Here is a 16,828-nt window from a genome sequence, read left to right as displayed (position 1 = left end):
TTTATCCATACCGTATGCAATTATGCATATCCATTTTTTAGGGTTATTCATTGGTTGATTTTATTTACGATCGCTTCTTTATATGCATGCATTTCTAATATATCAAAAAAGAAACTTGCTTTCTTGTATGTATCTTCAATCTCTGCCTCATCATACTCCAACTTTTCTAGACATTCACCTCTTTGATAGTACAGCTGTCCAATTAATGCCATACTATTAATTCGGCATGATATTTCAATTGCTTTATTTACTTGATAAAGTGACCCTTCATATTGCTCGTCTAAATATAATGCTTTTGCATGATTATATCTTACCTTCACGTCAAATTCTTCATTATCATGCAATGACTCTAATTGTTTTAATATATCTTCAAATAACTCAATACTTTTCTTAAAATAATTATTTTCGGCATAAATATTTGCAATTGCATTCTCTATATAGAGATTTTGGTATACGTCTATTCCAGCTAATTGTTGGTTTAATAATTTTTTTAATTCTAAAATACAATATTCGTAATCGATTTTCTTCAATATGTAAGCTGCTACATGATATTGCCATTGAAGAAACTGCTGGAATTCGGGATGATATTCTTCCTTTTTCAGCTCATTCCATACTCTATTATAAATCTCTTTATATTTTTTTTGCTTACAAAGCATAATGACTTGATCTTTAAACTGTTTTTTTCTCTCAATATCCGAATAAATGAGTACCTCATAAAAGTGAATAATGGGAACTTGTAACTTTGCTGCAATACCTTGCAATATATCCATACTTGGGTATACTGCGCCTGATTCAATTCGGCTCACTTCCGATTGATGACATATGTTCTCGGATAACTGTTTTTGCGTTAATCCCCTCATTACCCTAATTTTCTTAATTTCACTTCCTAATTTTTCTGCGTGCATACTTACTCACCATCCCATTGTAACAATTTAATTTGTTAAGTTGTCATACCACTACAATAATGTGAATTCGACAATTTTTGATATGAAATAATGCATAATATATATAAAATTCGGCAAATTTTTCATACAATCCATCTCATATAATAGACTAGTAATTTCATAGATAAACTATAGAAAATTTGCCCATGCTTTCGTTACATTCGGTCTTCTTTATCCTTTATCAGCAGAAGCTATTCACACCCAAGAACTAGTTAGAAATGAAGTAAACGTTGAAATCGCTCAGCCTAGTTTAACGATTTAAAAATTAACACAACCTCAAAATGATATAAAAATATATGGCGAAAGAGTATTTAAAGGGTGAGATAAACGAGGCTAAAGCTCAACAAGAGTGAGTGACAACTGAAATGAATGTAGATTCCCAACCTACCAATAAAGAAACAAAAGAAAATCAAACCGAAGTTCACCTTGCACAAACTTACAAAAATTACAAAGTATATTGCCAAGATCTTATTGTAAAAGTAGATAAAAATGGAGTAATTACAACTGTTAGTGGTAAAGTTGTCCAAAATTTAGACCAACAACCTAATCTTACTATAACAAATTTTTTGTCGAAAAATGAAGTAAAATCTAAATTACGCGATATACTTCAAATTCTGAGCGATGCGACTGCGACGAAACTCTCTATTGAAATACTTGTTTATGAGAAAAAAGAAGTTTACCACTCATAGGTAAACTTCTTTTCATATCCATCCCTTTTCTTCCGCAATTGTAATTGCCTCAATTCTATTTTTCGCATCAAGCTTCGTTAATACTTCAGAAATGTAATTACGTACTGTTCCAGGTGAAAGATAAAGTGCCTTCGCAATTTCATTTGCCGTCTTTCCTTCTTTCGCAAGTAACAATACTTCTTTTTCACGATCCGATAACGGATTTTGCTCCTGCCATAAGCCGAACATTAAATCTTGAGAGATCTCTCGCTTTCCTTTCATTACATTACGAATCGATGCAGCTAAATCTTCACTTGGGCTATCTTTTAATAAATATCCGTGCACGCCAGCTTTCATAGCTCGTTCAAAATATCCAGGGCGTGCAAATGTTGTTAAAATCATTACCTTACATGCTGATTTTTCTTTCTTTAACGTTTCTGCAACATCTAATCCGCTTTGAATTGGCATTTCAATATCCATAATACTTACATCAGGTTGTAGCGATTCAATTAGTTTTAGCGCTTCTTCCCCGTTCGCAGCTTGCCCAATTACTTCAATATCATCTTCTAGATCAAGTAAGGCCCCCAATGCACCACGAAGCATCCGCTGATCTTCTGCAATAATAATTCGAATCATGCCCTCACCTCATCTTTTCCTGTTCGAATAACAACTGGAACTTTTACTGTTAATAGTGTCCCTGGATTGATCGTACCTAGTTCAACAAACCCATCAATAAGAGCGATGCGCTCCTTCATACCACGAATGCCATTCCCATCGTGGCTTTGATCTGCTAAACCGATTCCGTTATCTTCTACTGTCAAAATTAATTCACCTTGTGATTCTCGTACAGAAACTGTACAACATGTTGCCTTACTATGCTTTACAACATTCGTAACAGCCTCACGTAAACACATTCCCACAATATTTTGCTCAATTGGTGATAACGAACTCGCACTTGCTTCCTGCTTCACTTCTAGTTCGACATTAGCCGCTTGTAAGATCGCCTTTATTTGCTCAAGCTCTTCTTCGACTGTAATCATACGCATATCAGAAATTAATTCCCTTAGCTGCTTTAAAGCGGTACGAGATGTTTGCGTAATTTCCTTTGCTTCCACACTTGCACGCTCCGGATTTTTAACAATTAACTTCTCCACGAGCTGACTTTTTAACGTAATAAGAGATAATGTATGTCCTAATGTGTCATGAAGATCTCTTGCAATCCGTTGCCGCTCTTCACGTTTGACTAAGTCTTTAATTTGTTCGTTTGCTTCGTTTAATTGATTTCTTAATATCTTTTTTTGATTAAAGTTACGCATACCAAAAGGCGCAACAAGCATCAAAATAAGCATCGGGACAGTATTTATAAAGCTTGTAAATGAAAAACCCGCACCATATACAAATGTTATAAGCGTTACAACTAATAAGCTCAATAATATACGGAATATTTTTTTCGTAGGTGCGAATGCTATGGCATTTGATGTGAAAAAACATAAAAAAATAAGATACGGGCTATAAAAAAAGCTAAATACCAAGGCTATAACCAGTTGCATACAAGCCCACATTGCGAACATTTTTGTAACAAAATACAACTGCCGGTATGCTAATACAAAAAGAATTAGCATGCCAGCCCCAAACATTAACCTTGAGCCCTCCTCTTGTGCAAGTGCATAAATCGGAAACGCTAGATACACAAGCCACATATACGGGAAGAAACCCATATGTTTCGGAAAAATCTCAATCCTCTTCTTCTCTATCATTTATACCGCTTCCTGTCTTTTTCTTATATATATTGATACTACAACAAATATAAGGAAATAACCTCCTAGTACCGCGATATTTTCCCAACCAATTGATTTTCCGGCTACAATATCCCATGCACCGCTTCCGAAATGATATGTTGGTGTCCATTCCCCGATAGATCGTAATATTTTCGGAAATATTTCGATTGGCATCCATAGGCCACCAAGAATTGCTAAACACATATTTAAAATATTTGCTAATCCTGCCGCTGCATCAGCCTTCTTAATCGAACCGATTACTGTTCCGAGCGCTAAAAATGGTGTCACGCCTAATAATAACCATAACCCTGCACCAATCCATTGACCAAATGTTAACTGAACATCATTAATTAAAATTCCTGCTATAAAAATAACCAAGATCGAGAATGCATTCACTACTGTTTGAGCAATAATTTTAGCTGCTATATACGCACCCTCTGGAAGTGGTGTGATTTTTAAAAGATGTGTCCACCCTTGCCCTTTTTCCTGAGAAAGTCTCACACCGAAGCTAAAAAGTGCGGTTCCTACAATACTAAACGTCGCCATCGAAATTAAATAATGTGCTTTCCACGCATCTCCGTTTTGTGGCACTTGAACCACATTTGTGAAAATATAGTAAAACATAACCGGCATTAATAATGAGAAAAAGATAAATAATTTATTACGAAATGTACGTAAAACCTCTATTTTGCACTGCATCCATAACGCTCTCATGCGATTCCCTCCTCCTGATTTGCGACAAACTGTTCAAATGCTTCATCAAGACTTCCACGTTCAACTGAAACATCTGTTACAGGTAAGTTCTTTTGATAAATTGCTTTTAAAGTTTCATCTGTATCTTCAGTTGTTAAAGTGAAGTGCCCGTCGTTTGACTGTACTTCTGTTACATTTGGTAATTCTTTTAGTAATTTTGCAGGAATACTTTCCTTTGAATAAAACTTGATTGTTTTTCGTGAAATCGTCGCCTTCATCTCATCTGGTGTACCATCTGCGATAATCTTTCCATTCGCAAACAATAAAATACGATTCGCCAATGCATCCGCTTCTTCTAAATAGTGCGTTGTTAAAATAATTGTTTTCCCTTCACTTGCTAACTTTCGAATTGTTTCCCAAAACGTTCTTCGAGACGTAATATCCATCCCAACTGTCGGTTCATCTAAAAATAGCAATTCGGGATTTCCTGCAAGTGCAAGCGCAAAGTTTAACCTTCTTTTTTGCCCACCTGATAATTTCTCACATCTTTGCTTTCGCTCCGATTCTAAATTTGATAACTGTAGTAACGTTTCTTTCGCTACCGGATTCGTATAATAACTACGGAATAACTCAATTGCCTCTTCCACTGTAATACTATCAATGACACTTACTTCTTGTAGCATCGCACCGAGGCTATTACGAACGTCTCTATGCTTGGGACTCTTTCCAAATATAGAAACCGTTCCTTCCGTCGGATCCTTTAATCCAAGCATCATTGACATCGTCGTCGTTTTCCCTGCACCATTCGGTCCAAGTAGTGCTACGATTTCTCCTTTATTCACATGAAATGAAATGTTATTTACTGCCCTTTTATGTTTAAATGTTTTAGAAACACCATTTACTTCTATAATCTTTTCCATCTCTCCACCCCCGCTGTTTCTCATATTTACATTGTACGTGTTGGAAAACTTAGGAAACAGTATGATGCGTCATGACATCGATATGACAATTGTCATGTATTCCTTATGAGAGGAATCAACCTACATACCGCAAGCGAGTAGCAGGACGAAAATAAACATGATACAATCGGGTAAGATATACATTCGAGGAAGGACAGTGGTTTTCATGATTATTCGTAATGAACAAGATTTAGAAGGCTTACGAAAAATCGGCCGCATCGTTGCACTTGCACGTGAAGAAATGAAAAAAGAAGCGAAGCCAGGTATGACAACGAAAGAGCTTGATTTGATCGGTAAAAAAGTATTAGATGAGCATGGTGCTATTTCTGCACCTGAAAAAGAATATGATTTCCCAGGTGTAACTTGTATTAGTGTAAACGAAGAAGTTGCTCACGGTATTCCAGGAGATCGCGTATTAAAAGAAGGTGACTTAGTAAATGTCGACGTATCTGCTGCACTTGATGGTTATTATGCAGATACAGGTATTTCATTTGTACTTGGAGAAGATGAAGCAAAAGAGAAGCTTTGCCAAGCAGCTGTTGATGCATTTTGGGCAGCAATGAAAAAGGTGAAAGCTGGTTCAAAACAAAACCAAATTGGTCGTGCTGTTTCAAACTTTGCACATAAAAATGGATATAATGTGATTCAAAACTTAACTGGTCACGGTATTGGTCTTAGCTTACATGAAGCACCAAACCACATTTTAAGCTACTTTGACCCAATGGATAATGCGCTTCTAAAAGACGGTCTTGTTATCGCTGTAGAGCCATTCATTTCTATGAAAGCTGATCATATTATCGAGCGCGGCGATGATGGTTGGACATTCGTTACACCTGACAAGAGCCTTGTTGCACAATGTGAACATACAGTTGTCGTAACACGCGGCGAACCGATAATTTTAACAGAAGTATAAAAATAAAAATGACCGTTTTTTAGAATTTTTCTACTAAAACGGTCATTTTTATTTTTTGGAAAATATTTGTTAAACCGTTGTTGAACTCTTTATCATTTAAGTATATAATCTTTAGCGAAGGTTATTCATAATCATCTTCAAGAGAAGATAACACTATTATCAAAAGGGATACCTTCTTTTTTCATATGTAAAACAGCTTCAAAAATGACCGCAGTAATGATTTAGTCGAATATTATAAATAACTTATATTCCACTAAATCCGAAAAGGAACTGTACCATCTTAACTTCGGTCCACAAATTGTACAACTCTCTCTAGGCAAAAAGTTAATTTTCATAAATGTAATAAGTAACATTCTTAAGATACAATTATCCCAATTTCATATTACATAAATGAATATTTTCAAAGTGCATATTGTCTTCAACCTAACCAAAATCAACCCTATTCAGATTTTTTCCACACAATTTTAAAGCAAAAAACAAACTTTTAACTTGGGATACATTACTTTGGTTAGCATGTATCGTAAAACTTACCTTTATGACTATCCAGTTCATAACACATTCACAAGAAAACGCTCTTGTATATAAAGGTCTGATATTGTTCCTTTTATCAGCATACTTTCGACATTTTTTGTCGAATTATGTATATTCCAGATTTTTACGTTACTTTATATATGCCTTTGATTAAACATCTATTCTGTCAGAGAACGTACATAGAAACGGAGGGATAGTAGCAACAAATACTTTATAACAATTAACTTTTTTTATATTCCATTTGTTCATGTGGAATATATTCCTCAGTGAACAAATGAATGTTCAAAGGAGGCAAAATGAAAAAACTTTTCAATATATGTTTAATTGTATTTGTACTATTTTCACAGTTTATTAGTTTCCCATACAATCAGGCAAAAGCTGAGACTTTAAAGGAAACTTCATTATTTGACACTGTTGAGATGAAAGATGCAACGGATCACATTATTGACGAAGCAAAAAATCCTAACAACTTAATAAAGATAGGATCAACCATTCAAGTAGAATATGCTTGGTCAATAAAGGATCAAAAAGTTGTACATGCAAACGATACAGCAGTAATTCAAATACCACTTGCGTTAAAAGTATCTAAAGATTTGCAAGGAGATTTAGTAACAGATCAAAAAAATATTGGTCAATATTTTATAACAGCTAACGATAATAAATTAAAACTAATATTTAATGATCAAGTAGAAAATTCGAAAGATGCTAAAGGAAAAATTAAAGTTGATACTGTGTTTAACCCAACTTTAAAAACTGAGGAAAAATCAGTTCAAATCGCTTTTCCTTTAGGGACACTGGTTCAGCCTATAACAGTTCCTATTCAAGTAGAAGATTCTAAAAAAGATGGCACCAAACAGGATACTAATAAACAAGTACAAGATCGAGTAGCTAAACCTGTTACTGATAACCCGGAGCAAGATTCAGCAACTAAACCTGCTACTGACAATCCGGAACAAAACCCAGCAACTAAACCTGCTACTGACAATCTGGAACAAAACCCAGCAACTAAACCTGTTACTGATAATCCAGAGCAAGATTCAGCAACTAAACCTGCTACTGATGATCCAGAACAAAACCTAGCAACTAAACCTGTTACTGACAACCCAGAACAAAAGCTAGCAAGCGATCCTGCTGAGAATACAAATTCAGGTCCAAAGCAACTAACAACAAATATTTTAACGAGTGTAAAGTTGACGGATAAAGACGGAAAACCATTTACAGAGGATAACCGTCCAAGTACAGATTCCCCTGCCAATATTGAGTTTACATGGGAACTTTTAAAATCAATGAATGTGAAAAGCGGAGATTACTATATTTTTGATCTTCCTAAACACTTTAAGATTTACAATACAATTAACAGTCCTTTATACGATAGTGAAAACAATCCCATTGGTAATTTTACTGTTACAAAAGATGGAAAAGTCACGATGACATTCAACGATTATATTGAAGAACATCCAGATGTTGTTGGTAACCTACAATTAAAGACAGAATTTAATAAGGCTGAAATTAAAGGTACAACAACACAAGAAATTCCTTTCCCAATTAAGGATAAAGATGTTTCTATTACAGTTGACTTTAAGCCTAATGTACAAACAACTACGAATAAAAAAGGGTTACCTGATAGACCAATTAATACAAATGAAATTAATTGGACAGTAGAGATGAACAAAACGAAAGAAACTCTTAAAAACGCTGTTTTTAAAGATAGCATCCCACAGGGTACAAGTTTAAATAAGGATTCTATTAAAGTTTACTATTTAGAAGTTGATGTTAACGGGAACACAACACGTGGTAAAGAAGCTGATTCAGCAGATTATAAAATTATTTCATCAGATGGTTCAAAATTGGAGATTGCTTTTAAAGATTCTATCAATAAAGCATATCAAATTGAATATGCTACAAAAATTACTGATGAAAACGTAAAAAGCTTCCAAAATAACGTTACGATAACGAGTGATAATCAAAAGCAACAAAATGCAAGCTCTACTGTAACGGTTTCTCGTGGTACACATTTAAACAAAACAAGTAAATATGATCCTAAGACACAAACAATTGAATGGACAGTTACTTACAACGGTGATCAAAGAAATATCAAAAAAACAGATGCACTTTTAAAAGATATTTTTGACGATACACATGAACTAGATGAAAATTCTATCGTTGTGAAGAACGCTTCATACGATGATAAAGGCAGACTTGTAACAGGCGACACTGTTAATAATTACACTGTAAGTAACAAGAAGAATGGATTCGATTTACAGTTTAATGAGGATATTAATAGTGCTTATGTAATTACCTATAAAACAAAGCCAACTAATAATGTCATAAAAGATGGAAAAGTAAAAAATACAGTTACAGCTGATAATGACTCAAGTAAAGAAAATGAGGCTAGCTTCCAGCAGCAAAATATTATTAAATCTAATAATAAAGCTGAAACAAACTATAAAGACAAAACAACAACCTGGACAATTACGGTAAATAATAACAACTATCCATTAAACAACGCGATTATTACGGATACCTTTGACCATGGTGGATTACAATTAAAAGATAATAAACTAGAAATTAAAGACGGAGATTATACCCTTCAAGATAAGACTGACTATGTTTTAGATGTAACAGATAAAGGTTTCAAAATTACCCTGATAGGTACATATCAGTCTAATATGACAAAGACATTAGTCGTAAAATATACGACAGACTTTGACTATACAAAATTAGAAAGTGGTAAAACTTCATTTAAAAATACAGGTAACCTATCTTGGATAGATGCAGGGTCCAATCCACAATCAAATAAAGTTGAAGCAGACTTTGATCCTGATACTTTCACAAAGGCGAATGGATATAAATACGGTTCTTATAACGCCCAAACGAAAGAAATCACTTGGGTAATAGGTTTTAATTATAATAATGTTGAGATTAAAGACCCATATGTTATAGACGTAATACAAGATAAACAAAAGTTAGTACCAGGATCCATTGAAGTGCGCCATATGATTTTAAATGGAAGCCCAGATAATGCAAGACCTGGTGATGCTGTACCAATTGAGCAGTATGAACTTGAAGAACCTACAGATAAAAATAAAAACACCCTACAGGTTCATTTCAAACAATCAATTAATTCACCTTACTATATTATCTTTAAAACAAGCCTCGATGGTGAACTTATCCAAGGCACCTACAAAAACGAGGCAGAGTTAAAAGATGGCTCTAAAATTGTAAACACTCTTAAAGGTGACACTCAAGTAAATAAAGGTGGCAGCTTTGTTACTAAAAAGGCTGTGCAAGACGACAACTATATTAATTGGAGTATTGCAATTAACGAAAGTCAATCAACCATTGCAGACGCAGTTGTAACAGACGATCCAACAGACAATCAGGTACTTGTGGCAGATTCATTCCACTTATATCCTACAACTGTTGATCCATATGGAAATTTAACAAAAGATACAGCAAATGAATTAAAACAAGGAACAGACTATAAGTTAACGATCACAACAGACAATAATACTGGAAAGCAACAGTTTGAAATTGCTTTCTTGAAGAAAATTGATCGAGCTTATATTTTAGAATATCGCTCACTTATTAATGCAGACGATAAAGAAAAAGTGAGTAATAAAGCAAAAATCGCTGGCAATCAGTTAACAGTTAAGAATACAGAAACTGTTGAAACGATTGAAGTGAGAATGTCTTCCGGTTCAGGTGGAGGATCTGCTACTAAAGGGCGCGGAAACCTGGAAATTATAAAAGTAGATAACGACAATAAGAAAGTACCATTGTCCGGGGCAGAATTTACTTTATACGATCGTACAGGAAAAACCGTTATCCGCGAAATAACAACAGACAAAGATGGTATCGCTAAGTTTAATAACTTAAAGCGCGATAAATATTTATTAAAAGAAACAAAAGCTCCTGAAGGCTATGTGATTAGCTGGGATTTAAAACAGGGAAAAATTGTTGAACTTGGTTCACAAGAGACTACAACATATACACTTGCAAATAAGAAATTTGTCGGTAAAGTTGTTTTAACAAAGTCTGATGACCTGAATAAAAACGCAACACTGCAAGGTGCTGTTTTCACACTGCTTGATAAAGACAAAAAAATAATTTCAGAACACGAAAAATTAAAAACAAATGATAAAGGACAAATTACTGTAGATAATTTAAAACCAGGGACTTACTACTTAAAAGAAACAAAGGCTCCTGAACATTATAAATTAGACGATCGACTGATTGAGGTTAAAATCGAGGAAGATCAAACAACAGTAATAAACCGAACTGCAACAAACAGTTTGATTCCAGGATCGGCCATTTTAACAAAAGTCGATAAAGATGGAAAAACTTTAGCAGGCGCGGAGTTCAGTGTACGCGATCGACATAACAATATAATTCTTGGATATGAAAAACTAACGACAAATGATCAAGGTCAAATCGAAGCAAAAGATTTACGTCCTGGGGAATATCAATTCGTTGAAGAAAAAGCACCTAAAGATTACGACATAGATAAAAAACCAATTGAGTTTACAATTGTAAAAAGTCAACAGAAAGCCGTTACTGTTACTGCGACGAATCACCTCATTAAAGGTGGCGTCACTTTAACAAAAACTGACGATATCGATGGTACAGCTCTTGCAGGTGCTGTATTTAAAATTGTCGATGCTAATGATGAAAAGAAAGTCATTCGCGAAAATGTAAAAACTGGTGCTGACGGTAAAGTAACTGTTAAAGACTTAGAGCCTGGTACGTATAAATTTGTTGAAACAGAAGCTCCTAAGGATTATACGTTAAATGCAAACCCTATCGAGTTTACAATCGACAAAAGCCAACAGTCTTTTGCTACCGTTACGGCAACAAACAGTTTAAAAACAGGCGAAGTTGAATTATTAAAAGTTGATGAATTCGGTGATAAAAAACCTCTAAAAGGTGCCGTATTTAAAATTGTCGATGTAAATAATAATGATGTTCGTACTGACCTAACTACAGATGCTGATGGAAAAACAAAAGCTGATAAGCTACGTCCTGGTACGTATAAATTTATTGAAACAGCTGCTCCTGAACATTACGTTTTACGAGCAGAACCTATTGAATTTACAATTGATAGAAGTCAGAAAGAAACTCTACTTGTGAAAGCTGAAAATGCTTTAAAACCAGGAGATGTTGAATTAACGAAAGTTGATGATATCGATGGTACAGTTCTTGAAGGTGCTGTATTTAAAATTGTCGATGCTAATGATGAAAAGAAAGTCATTCGTGAAAATGTAACAACTGGTGCGGATGGTAAAGCTATCGCCACTGGCTTACGCCCTGGCGATTATAAATTTATCGAAGTAACAGCACCGAAGTATTACGATAAAAATACACAGCCTATCGAGTTTACGATTAAAGAAAGTCAAACAACATCAGCTACTGTTACTGCTAAAAACAGCTTAACAAAAGGCGGTATTGAATTAACAAAAGTGAATGCTGCAGATGAAAAGGAAACACTTGAAGGTGCCGTATTTAAAATCGTTAATAGAGATACGAATGAAGATGTTCGTATGGACCTTGTTACAAATAGTAAAGGAATGTTAGTTGTAGATGACTTACGTCCTGGTAACTATAAACTTATCGAAACAAAGGCTCCAACTTATTACGATGTAAATGTAGAACCTATTGAATTTACAATCGAAAAAGGACAACAAAAACTTCTTCCACTTACATTTAAAAATAGTTTAACGAAAGGTAAAGTTAAACTTATTAAAGAAGATGATGTGGAAAGTAGTATTGCTCTTGCCGGCGCGGTGTTCACATTAAAAGACGCAACTGGCAAAGAAATTGCGAAAGATTTAAAAACAGATGATTACGGAGTAATAGTTATTCCTGATTTAGCACCAGGAGAGTATCAATTTATTGAAACAGCTGCTCCTGAACATTATAAATTAGATCAAACACCTATTAAGTTCACAATTAAAAAAGGTAACAAGGATGATATTCCAGTCCCTGTCACTGTAAAAAATAGTTTACTTACAGGTGGCGTTACTTTAACTAAAGTTGATGATGTTGATGGCATTACACTTGAAGGTGCAGAATTTATCATTGTTGATGCTCATGATACTAAAAAGGTCGTTCGTAAAGGGTTAACTACTGATAAGCAAGGTATAGTTACCGCTTCTGATTTACGCCCGGGTGACTATCAATTTATTGAAGTAAAAGCTCCAAAAGACTATGACTTAAGCAAAGAACCTATTCCATTCACTATCGGAAAAAGTCAAAAAGAAAACATTACTGTTACTGCTACTAACAGCTTAACGAAAGGTGCTGTCACTTTAACTAAAATTGATGACATCGATCGCACAATGCTGAAAGATGCAGTATTTAAAATTGTTGATATGGATGGTAAAGAAGTTCGCACAAACCTTGTTACAGACGACAAAGGCGAAATTTTGGTTTCTGACTTACGCCCTGGAGACTATCAATTTATTGAAACTCAGGCTCCTGAACATTATGTGTTAGACGAAACAGCGATTCCATTTACAATTAAAAAGAGTCAAACAGAAACTATTACTGTTACAGGTAAAAACACGTTAAAAAAAGGTAGCGTGGAATTAACAAAGATTGACGATATTGATACTGATACAAAGCTTGCTCATGCTGTATTTAATTTACTAGATGCAGACGGAGAACTAGTTGAAGAAGGCTTAAAAACAAATGATGAAGGAAAAATTGTTGTTGAAAACCTACGTCCTGGTACGTATAAATTTATTGAAACAGCTGCTCCTGAACATTACGATTTAAATAAAACACCGATCGAATTTACAATTAAGAAAAGCCAAACTGAAACGCTTCATGTTACGGCTAAAAACGCTCTAACAAAAGGTGCAGTGGAACTTTCTAAAGTAGATGACATCGATGGCACTAAACTTGAAGGCGCAGTATTTAACATTGTTGATATGAAGGGTACTGTAATTCATAAAGGCCTTGTTACAAATAGTAAAGGGAAAATTGAAATTAACGACCTACGTCCTGGTGATTACCAATTCATCGAAATAGAAGCTCCTAAGCATTACGTTTTAGATGAAACACCAATCAATTTCACTATTGAAAAAGGACAGAAGAAAACTATTTCTTTAACCGCTAAAAACAGTTTAAAACAAGGTAGTATCGAATTAATTAAAGTGGATGATTTAAATGATCAAACAAAACTTGCCGATGCTGTGTTTAATTTACTAGATCAAAGCGGGACTGTAGTTAAAACCGATTTAAAAACAAACGGTGAAGGAAAAATCATTGTTGAAAACTTACGTCCTGGTACGTATCAATTTGTCGAAACAACGGCTCCTAAACATTATGATTTAGACAAAAAGCCAATGGTAGTTACAGTTGAAAAAAGCCAGAAAGATATTGCTACTGTTACTATGAAAAATAGTTTAACTAAAGGCGGCGTTGAACTTATTAAAGTGGACGACGTCGATGGTACTACTCTTGAAGGCGCAGTATTTAACATTATTGATATGAAGGGTACTGTAATTCGCGAGAATCTTACCACAAATTCACAAGGTAAAATTAGCGTTTCTAACTTACGTCCTGGCGATTATCAATTCGTCGAGACGAAAGCTCCGAAACACTACGATTTAAATAAAGAACCGATTCCTTTCACTATTGAAAAAGGACAAGCCGAACCGCTTTCTGTTACTGCTAAAAATAGTTTAACTAAAGGTGCGGTAGAGCTTTCTAAAGTGGATGACGTCGATGGCACTGCCCTTAAAGGCGCAGTATTTAACATCATTGATTTAAGTAATGGCAAAGATGTTCACATTAATCTTACGACAGATGCAGATGGAAAAATCTCTGTTTCAGATTTACGTCCAGGAGACTATCAGTTTGTTGAAATGAAAGCTCCTGAACACTACAAATTAGACAGTACACCGCTTAAATTTACAATTAAGAAAAGCCAAGCAGAGAAGCTACAAGTCACTGCTACTAACAGCTTAATTGAAGGTGCTGTTGAATTAATTAAAGTGGATGATATAAATCCAAATACAAAACTTTCTGATGCAGTATTTAACATCATTGATGCGAAAGGTAAAGTTGTTCGCACGAATTTAACTACTGATAAAGATGGAAAAGTTTCTGCTTCTCATTTACGTCCAGGAGATTATCAATTCGTTGAAACGAAAGCTCCTAAAGATTATGATTTAAATAAAACACCGATTCCTTTCACTATCGAGAAAAGCCAACCGACTCACGTTTCTGTTACTGCTAAAAATGGCTTAACTAAAGGTGGCGTGGAATTAACGAAAGTTGACTCTCTAGATGCAAAAGAAATACTAGAAGGTGCGGTATTTAAAATTACTGATATGAACGGTAACGATATTCGTACGAATTTAGTTACCGATAAAGACGGCAAAATTGTCGCTAAAGACTTACAACCTGGAGACTATCAATTTATTGAAACGAAAGCTCCGAAACATTATGACTTAAATGAAACACCTATTAAGTTCACAATTGAAAGAAGTCAAACAAAACATGTCTTCGTTACAGCTACGAACAGCTTAACAAAAGGTAGTGTGGAGTTAATTAAAGTGGATGATGTTGAAGAAAACACAACACTTGAGGGTGCGGTATTTAAAATTGTTAATAAGGATGGACACGACGTCCGTACTGATTTAACTACCGATAAAAACGGCCGTTTAGTTGTGGATGAATTACCACCAGGAGACTATGAGTTTATCGAAACAAAAGCTCCTACTCATTATGACTTAAACGAAACACCTATTAAGTTCACAGTTAAAAAAGGGCAAGAGAAAATCGCTTCCGTTACAGCTACGAATAGCTTAACGAAAGGTGCTGTAGAACTTTCTAAAGTAGATGATGTCGACGGTACTACCCTTAAAGGCGCAGTATTTAAAATCGTTGATATGAACGGGCACGATGTTCGTTCTAATTTAACTACTGATAAAGATGGAAAAATTTCTGTTTCTGATTTACGTCCGGGAGACTATCAATTCGTTGAAACGAAGGCTCCTACTCATTACGACTTAAATCAAAATCCTATCAAGTTTACTGTTGAAAAGAGTCAAACGGCTACAGCTTCTGTTACTGCTACAAATAGCTTAACTAAGGGCGCTGTTGAATTAATTAAGCTTGACGACGTTGACAACTCTACTCTTGAAGGTGCTATCTTTAAAATCGTTGATCACAACGGCAACGACGTTCGTTCTGATCTAACTACTGATAAAGATGGAAAAATTTCTGTTTCTGATTTACGTCCTGGAGACTATCAGTTCGTTGAAACGAAAGCTCCTACTGGATACGATTTAAGTGCTAAGCCAATTCCTTTCACAATTACGAAAGGGCAATCTCAAGTTACTTCTGTTACAGCTTTAAATAGTTTAACGACAGGTTCAATGGAGTTAACTAAAGTTGATATGGATCACCATGGAACACTTGAAGGTGCCATTTTCAATATTTTAGATCAAGACGGAAAAGTAGTACGAGAAGGTTTACAAACAGATGGGCATGGTAAATTAATTGTAAATGATTTGAAACCTGGTAATTATCAATTAGTGGAAACAAAGGCTCCTGCTGGCTATCAATTGGATGCATCACCGATAAACTTTACAATTGAAAAAGCTCAAGCTACACCACTACAAATTACAGTTTCAAATAAAAAAATCGATTCTTCATCAGGTGGAGATGATAAACCAGTTACTCCTCCTAATAAAGAAGAGGAAACAGGGAAAGGCACTTCTGAAGAACTAGAAAAAGAAAACCCTGAAACACAAATAAACAAACAGCAAGATGACCGAAATAAGGGTAAAGAACTTCCAAATACAGGTCACAAAAATGATCCTACTCAAACAGTAGGCATCGTACTTCTACTAGCTGGATTGTTAAGTATTTTAGCTACAAAACGAAAAAAATATTATTAATAGTTTTTCACACCCAGTCAAGTAAACATTTGATTGGGTGTTTTTTTATGCAAAAAAGGACGATACATAGAGTATCGTCCTTTTAACGGGGTGAGGCTGTCCAAAAGTACGGAAAACCTTTGAACAGCCTCGTATTTTCATATGGATGCCTTACATATATCACTGATGATAATTATGAAATGCGGAAACATATTTATCATCACATGATTCAAACATGAGAAAAGAAATCCTATAGGATTCTTTTCTCTACATAATCTAAAGTTTGGGTACACTAGATTCATGCAATGTAGGAGCTTTCCAAGCAGAAAGCGAACCTTCATTTAAAATGATAGCATACATATCTCCATCAAAAATATGCAAATATGCATATAGCGTTTTTTTATTTCTCAATGTCAGAATATTGAAAATAAGCGAAGATAACAGTAAAA

The 16,828-nt window shown here is 34.8% G+C and carries 8 protein-coding genes; 3 read left to right on the top strand and 5 right to left on the bottom strand.

Features of this window, described 5'->3' with window-relative positions; genetic code table 11:
- Positions 1-47: 47 nt before the first annotated feature.
- Complete coding sequence (gene plcR / locus MR115_RS07855; RefSeq protein ID WP_063262347.1) at positions 48-905, bottom strand: transcriptional regulator PlcR; 858 nt, start codon at positions 903-905, stop codon at positions 48-50.
- A 404-nt stretch (positions 906-1,309) separates the two neighbouring features.
- Between plcR and MR115_RS07850 the strand changes: the two genes are divergently transcribed.
- Positions 1,310-1,633: a bacillolysin gene (locus tag MR115_RS07850; protein ID WP_061680123.1), complete on the top strand. Its 324-nt coding sequence runs from the start codon at positions 1,310-1,312 to the stop codon at positions 1,631-1,633.
- A 12-nt stretch (positions 1,634-1,645) separates the two neighbouring features.
- On the opposite strand, the gene MR115_RS07845 is transcribed toward MR115_RS07850, so the two are convergent.
- Genes MR115_RS07845 through MR115_RS07830 form a run of 4 tightly spaced genes read right to left on the bottom strand, consistent with a single transcriptional unit; the run spans position 1,646 to position 5,003 of the window.
- Positions 1,646-2,248 carry a response regulator transcription factor gene (locus MR115_RS07845; RefSeq protein WP_000619264.1) on the bottom strand — a complete coding sequence of 201 codons (603 nt, stop codon included), beginning with the start codon at positions 2,246-2,248 and terminating at the stop codon, positions 1,646-1,648.
- Positions 2,245-3,369, bottom strand: coding sequence for a sensor histidine kinase (locus tag MR115_RS07840; RefSeq protein WP_242240738.1), 1,125 nt, complete (start codon positions 3,367-3,369; stop codon positions 2,245-2,247). The genes MR115_RS07845 and MR115_RS07840 overlap by 4 nt, the downstream gene beginning before the upstream one ends.
- Positions 3,370-4,104, bottom strand: a complete 735-nt coding sequence (locus MR115_RS07835; protein WP_088027467.1) for an ABC transporter permease — start codon at positions 4,102-4,104, stop codon at positions 3,370-3,372.
- Entirely contained in the window at positions 4,101-5,003 is a 903-nt protein-coding gene (locus MR115_RS07830; protein WP_242240736.1) for an ABC transporter ATP-binding protein, read from the bottom strand. The genes MR115_RS07835 and MR115_RS07830 overlap by 4 nt, the downstream gene beginning before the upstream one ends.
- 157 nt (positions 5,004-5,160) lie before the next feature.
- On the opposite strand from MR115_RS07830, the gene map reads away from it, so the two are divergent.
- Both map and MR115_RS07820 read left to right on the top strand, forming a co-directional pair.
- Positions 5,161-5,955, top strand: coding sequence for a type I methionyl aminopeptidase (gene map, locus MR115_RS07825; protein WP_002081265.1), 795 nt, complete (start codon positions 5,161-5,163; stop codon positions 5,953-5,955).
- 827 nt (positions 5,956-6,782) lie between these two features.
- Positions 6,783-16,400 carry a SpaA isopeptide-forming pilin-related protein gene (locus MR115_RS07820; protein ID WP_242240734.1) on the top strand — a complete coding sequence of 3,206 codons (9,618 nt, stop codon included), beginning with the start codon at positions 6,783-6,785 and terminating at the stop codon, positions 16,398-16,400.
- Positions 16,401-16,828 lie beyond the last annotated feature (428 nt).

Origin of the sequence: Bacillus cereus group sp. BfR-BA-01309 (genome assembly GCF_022664315.1) — a bacterium.
GTDB classification, from domain to species: Bacteria; Bacillota; Bacilli; order Bacillales; family Bacillaceae_G; genus Bacillus_A; species Bacillus_A mobilis.
Note: the sequence above shows the minus strand (reverse complement) of the source record. Positions and strands in the feature narration are given on the sequence as shown.

Excerpts from the sequence above, each read along its gene's own strand:
- plcR (WP_063262347.1), bottom strand. The coding sequence starts at position 905 with ATGCACGCAGAAAAATTAGGAAGTGAAATTAAGAAAATTAGGGTAATG.
- MR115_RS07850 (WP_061680123.1), top strand. The coding sequence starts at position 1,310 with ATGAATGTAGATTCCCAACCTACCAATAAAGAAACAAAAGAAAATCAA.
- MR115_RS07845 (WP_000619264.1), bottom strand. The coding sequence starts at position 2,248 with ATGATTCGAATTATTATTGCAGAAGATCAGCGGATGCTTCGTGGTGCA.
- MR115_RS07840 (WP_242240738.1), bottom strand. The coding sequence starts at position 3,369 with ATGATAGAGAAGAAGAGGATTGAGATTTTTCCGAAACATATGGGTTTC.
- MR115_RS07835 (WP_088027467.1), bottom strand. The coding sequence starts at position 4,104 with ATGAGAGCGTTATGGATGCAGTGCAAAATAGAGGTTTTACGTACATTT.
- MR115_RS07830 (WP_242240736.1), bottom strand. The coding sequence starts at position 5,003 with ATGGAAAAGATTATAGAAGTAAATGGTGTTTCTAAAACATTTAAACAT.
- map (WP_002081265.1), top strand. The coding sequence starts at position 5,161 with ATGATACAATCGGGTAAGATATACATTCGAGGAAGGACAGTGGTTTTC.
- MR115_RS07820 (WP_242240734.1), top strand. The coding sequence starts at position 6,783 with ATGAAAAAACTTTTCAATATATGTTTAATTGTATTTGTACTATTTTCA.